Genomic DNA, 4,751 nt, shown 5'->3' on the forward strand with positions numbered 1-4,751 from the left:
TGCTGCATTCCACAGCAAAACCCCGCCTTATACCCATTTACACACAGAGTTATCCACAAAGCCGTCAGAATCTCTAACCTCATATTACGGAATCCCATGGAAATCGACCTGGAATTCCCTATCCTATAGAGAAGAAACCAACGCATACCCGTTTTCTACTCTATATATAAGGAGAGCAAACGGCAGTAGCCCCATAATCCCCCTACCATCTTTGAATTACGTATCCCATCAGGTGATAATAACCACACAATCAGTCATTCCAGGACCGTGATGAGAAACGCTCTGCAACGTACTGCTATACGCAAACGCCCGATGAAGCTCGGCACCACCGTGATCCTCATGGTCAGTGCTGTACTTTTCTCCGTGCTGCTCGTCGTTCATCTGATTTACTTCTCACAAATTAGCAATATGACGCGCGATGCCTTAGCGGACAAAGCCCTTGCAGTGGCCCGAACGCTGGCTGACTCCCCGGAGATCCGTCAGGGTCTGCAGAAAGCGCCTCAAGAAAGTGGCATTCAAGCGATTGCCCAGGCGGTGAATAAAAGCAACGACTTCCTGTTCATCGTCGTCACGAATATGCAAAGCATCCGTTATTCACATCCCGAGGCCCAGCGAATCGGCCAGCGGTTTAAAGGCGACGATATTTTGTTGGCCCTGGAAGGGAAAGAAAACGTCGCAATTAATCGCGGCTTTCTGGCTAAAGCACTGCGTGTGTTTACCCCCATCTATGACGAAAACCACCGCCAAATTGGCGTCGTGTCGATTGGCCTTGAGCTCAGCAGAGTCACTGAACAGATTAATAACAGTCGCGACAGTATCTTCTGGTCCATCTTATTTGGTGTTCTGGTTGGCTTGTTGGGTACCTGGGTGTTGGTCAAGGTGCTCAAACGTATTCTGTTTGGCCTCGAACCCTATGAAATCTCCAACCTGTTTGAACAGCGCCAGGCGATGCTGCACTCTATAAAGGAAGGCGTAATTGCCGTTGACGACAGTGGTGAAGTCACGCTGATAAACCAGGCGGCCCAGGAACTGCTGGATTACCGCAAGTCACAAGACGATGCACAACTCTCCACGCTCAGTCATGCCTGGTCACAGGTGGTCGATTTTTCTGAAGTCTTACGTGATGGAACACCACGGCGCGATGAAGAGATCACCGTGAAAGACCGGCTACTGCTGATCAACACTGTGCCGGTCATCAGCAACGGTAAAATCATCGGTGCTATTTCAACGTTCAGGGATAAGACGGAAGTCCGTAAACTAATGCAACGCCTTGATGGTATGGTCAACTATGCCGATGCACTTCGTGAACGATCCCACGAATTCATGAATAAGTTGCACGTGATTCTGGGATTATTGCATCTGAAAAGTTATAAGCAGTTGGAAACTTATATAATTAAGACAGCCAACAACTATCAGGAAGAAATCGGCTCATTGCTGGGAAAAATAAAGTCCCCGGTTATCGCGGGATTTTTACTCAGTAAGATTAATCGCACATCCGATTTAGGCCATACCCTTGTCATTAGTAATGAAAGTCAATTACCGGAAAACAGCAATGAAGATCAAGTGACCGTGCTGATTACCGTTCTGGGGAATTTGATTGAAAACGCACTGGAAGCGTTAGGTCAAGAAGCCGGTGGTGAGATCAGCGTATCCTTACACTATCGACACGGCTGGTTACATTGTGAAGTTAATGACGATGGTCCGGGGATCGCTCCCGATCGCATTGACCACATATTTGAGAAAGGCGTCTCGTCAAAAGGAAGCGAACGGGGCGTTGGTTTAGCGCTTGTTAAACAGCAGGTTGAAAGTGTTGGCGGCAATATCGCCGTCGAATCTGAACCTGGGATCTTCACCCAATTTTTTGTACAGTTACCGTGGAATGGTGAGAGGGCCAGCAGATGATCAATGTCTTAATTGTCGATGACGACGCAATGGTAGCGGAGTTAAATCGCCGATATGTGGCGCAGCTCTCCGGTTTTCATTGCTGTGGGACAGCGTCTACGCTGGAGAAAGCCAAAGAAATACTTTTTCATGGCGAACATCATATCGACCTGATTTTGTTAGACATTTATATGCAAAAAGAGAACGGTCTGGATCTGCTGCCCGTTCTGCATAGCGAAGGCTGCAAATGTGACGTCATTGTCATCTCTTCCGCCGCCGATGCTACCACCATTAAGGACTCGCTCCACTACGGGGTCGTCGATTATCTGATAAAACCTTTTCAGGCTTCCCGTTTTGAAGAAGCGCTTACCGGCTGGCTGCATAAAAAGACGGAGATGGAAAAACATCAGTACTATGAACAGTCGGAGCTTGATCAGTTGATTCACGGCAGTTCCTCTACCGAGCAGGAAACACGTCGCTTACCCAAAGGATTAACGCCTCAAACGTTACGTACCTTGTGCCAGTGGATTGATGAGCACCAGGATCAAGAGTTCTCTACTGATGAGTTGGCGAACGAAGTCAATATCTCGCGTGTGTCCTGTCGCAAGTACCTCATCTGGCTGGTCAATTGTCATATCTTATTTACCAGCATTCATTACGGCGTGACTGGCAGACCGGTGTATCGTTATCGCGTTCAGGCTGAGCATTATTCGCTGCTAAAACAATACTGCCAATAAACAGCATTACGGGGATTATTCGTTATATAAAAGTAACAGTTATTAAAATAATGAAAAATCCCCCTACTGCTGTCTTAGACAGCAAAATACTGAATTTGCGTTAGATCAAATATAATTGTATCCAACATGTTAACGCTCTATTTTATTATTGACAAACATCACACTGTTTTTAATTTCAAAATCACTAACAAAAGTTAATTAAGTATTATCTAACTCGCAGAATGTGTATTTTTACCCCTAAAGGATTAGTCTGATTTTAACCAGACATAAAAATCTATATCGGTAGCAATGGAGAACATGCTACGTACTATGGACACCGTACATTTTTGTGAGCAAATAAAAGTATCCGTTCGCCAACCTCATAGCATCATGAATTGGCGTGAGCGTGATCACATAAATAATACACTCACCTATCCTGCCGGTGGTTCACGTAATAGTAGAATACGTAAAGCTGACGATAAGTTTCCGGTTAACCGGGACAACGTACCTACACTACAACATCAGCCAATGCTCTTCATAACATGCTCTGCTTCCCATCGCCTGAGGATTCTCTCCTCAGAACAAAGTCACAGAAAAAAGTTAAATATTTCCAATAACGTTTAAAAATTTTCTAGACAGATATTTGAACATTAATCACAAATACGGACATACCGAATATTGACCGCTTTCTGATGCTTATTACAGCATAAAAGAGCGTGGCACAGATCCATTTATCAAAAATTGACTGGGTTTTTTGCGAGGGTAAATAAAATGTTATTTAGTATACAGCTTCTTATAATATTAATATGTTTGTTTTATGGTGCCAGAAAGGGCGGTATCGCACTGGGTTTGTTAGGCGGTATCGGTCTGGTCATTCTGGTTTTCGTGTTCCATCTCCAGCCGGGTAAACCGCCAGTAGACGTTATGCTGGTCATTATTGCCGTGGTCGCTGCTTCCGCAACTTTGCAGGCCTCCGGCGGTCTTGATGTTATGCTGCAAATTGCTGAAAAGCTGCTGCGTCGTAACCCAAAATACGTTTCCATCGTGGCACCGTTTGTCACCTGCACCCTGACTATCCTGTGTGGTACAGGTCACGTGGTGTACACCATTCTGCCTATCATCTATGACGTTGCGATTAAGAACAATATTCGCCCGGAACGTCCGATGGCGGCGAGTTCTATCGGTGCGCAGATGGGTATCATTGCCAGCCCGGTTTCCGTGGCCGTCGTGTCACTGGTCGCAATGCTGGGTAACGTAACGTTTGAAGGCAAGCACCTCGAATTCCTCGACCTGCTCGCTATCACCATCCCTTCTACCCTGCTGGGTATTCTGGCGATCGGTATCTTCAGCTGGTTCCGTGGTAAAGATTTGGACAAAGACGAAGATTTTCAGAAGTTCATTTCCGTTCCTGAAAACCACCACTATGTCTATGGCGACACCGCTACGCTGTTAGACAAGAAACTGCCTAAGAGCAACTGGCTGGCAATGTGGATCTTCCTGGCCGCTATCGCTGTCGTTGCCGTCCTGGGTGCGGTATCTGAACTGCGTCCTTCTTTTGGCGGCAAACCGCTGTCAATGGTTCTGGTTATCCAGATGTTCATGCTGCTGACTGGCGCACTGATTATCATCCTGACCAAAACCAACCCCGCATCTATCTCTAAAAATGAAGTCTTTCGTTCAGGTATGATCGCGATTGTAGCGGTGTACGGTATTGCCTGGATGGCGGAAACCATGTTCGGCGCACATATGTCTGAAATTCAGGGCGTACTGGGCGAGATGGTGAAAGAATATCCGTGGGCCTATGCGGTTGTCCTGCTGTTGGTCTCCAAGTTTGTAAACTCCCAGGCTGCGGCGCTGGCGGCTATCGTGCCGGTCGCGCTGGCTATCGGCGTTGATCCAGCGTACATCGTTGCCTCTGCTCCGGCATGCTACGGTTACTACATTCTGCCGACCTACCCAAGCGATCTGGCGGCCATTCAGTTTGACCGTTCCGGCACCACCCGCATTGGCCGCTTCGTCATTAACCACAGCTTCATTCTGCCTGGTTTGATCGGCGTAAGCGTATCCTGTGTATTTGGCTGGGTGTTCGCTGCAATGTACGGTTTCCTGTAATCACACTTCGCGTGCCGTCCACTTTTGTACGGCACGCTACTC

General features: G+C 47.1%; 3 protein-coding genes. All 3 read left to right on the top strand.

Annotation, left to right across the window (positions count from 1 at the left end; genetic code table 11):
• Nucleotides 1–270: 270 nt before the first annotated feature.
• Nucleotides 271–1,902, top strand: coding sequence for a sensor histidine kinase (locus FDX01_RS02775; protein WP_137399185.1), 1,632 nt, complete (start codon nucleotides 271–273; stop codon nucleotides 1,900–1,902).
• Nucleotides 1,899–2,618 (top strand): two-component system response regulator DcuR, encoded by a 720-nt coding sequence (gene dcuR, locus FDX01_RS02780; protein ID WP_096758636.1) that lies wholly within the window; start codon nucleotides 1,899–1,901, stop codon nucleotides 2,616–2,618. Before FDX01_RS02775 ends, dcuR begins: the two co-directional genes overlap by 4 nt.
• A 750-nt stretch (nucleotides 2,619–3,368) precedes the next feature.
• Nucleotides 3,369–4,709, top strand: a complete 1,341-nt coding sequence (dcuB, locus tag FDX01_RS02785; RefSeq protein WP_096758637.1) for an anaerobic C4-dicarboxylate transporter DcuB — start codon at nucleotides 3,369–3,371, stop codon at nucleotides 4,707–4,709.
• The last annotated feature ends 42 nt before the right edge of the window (nucleotides 4,710–4,751 follow it).

Origin of the sequence: Citrobacter sp. wls613 (genome assembly GCF_005281195.1) — a bacterium.
GTDB lineage: Bacteria > Pseudomonadota > Gammaproteobacteria > Enterobacterales > Enterobacteriaceae > Citrobacter > Citrobacter gillenii.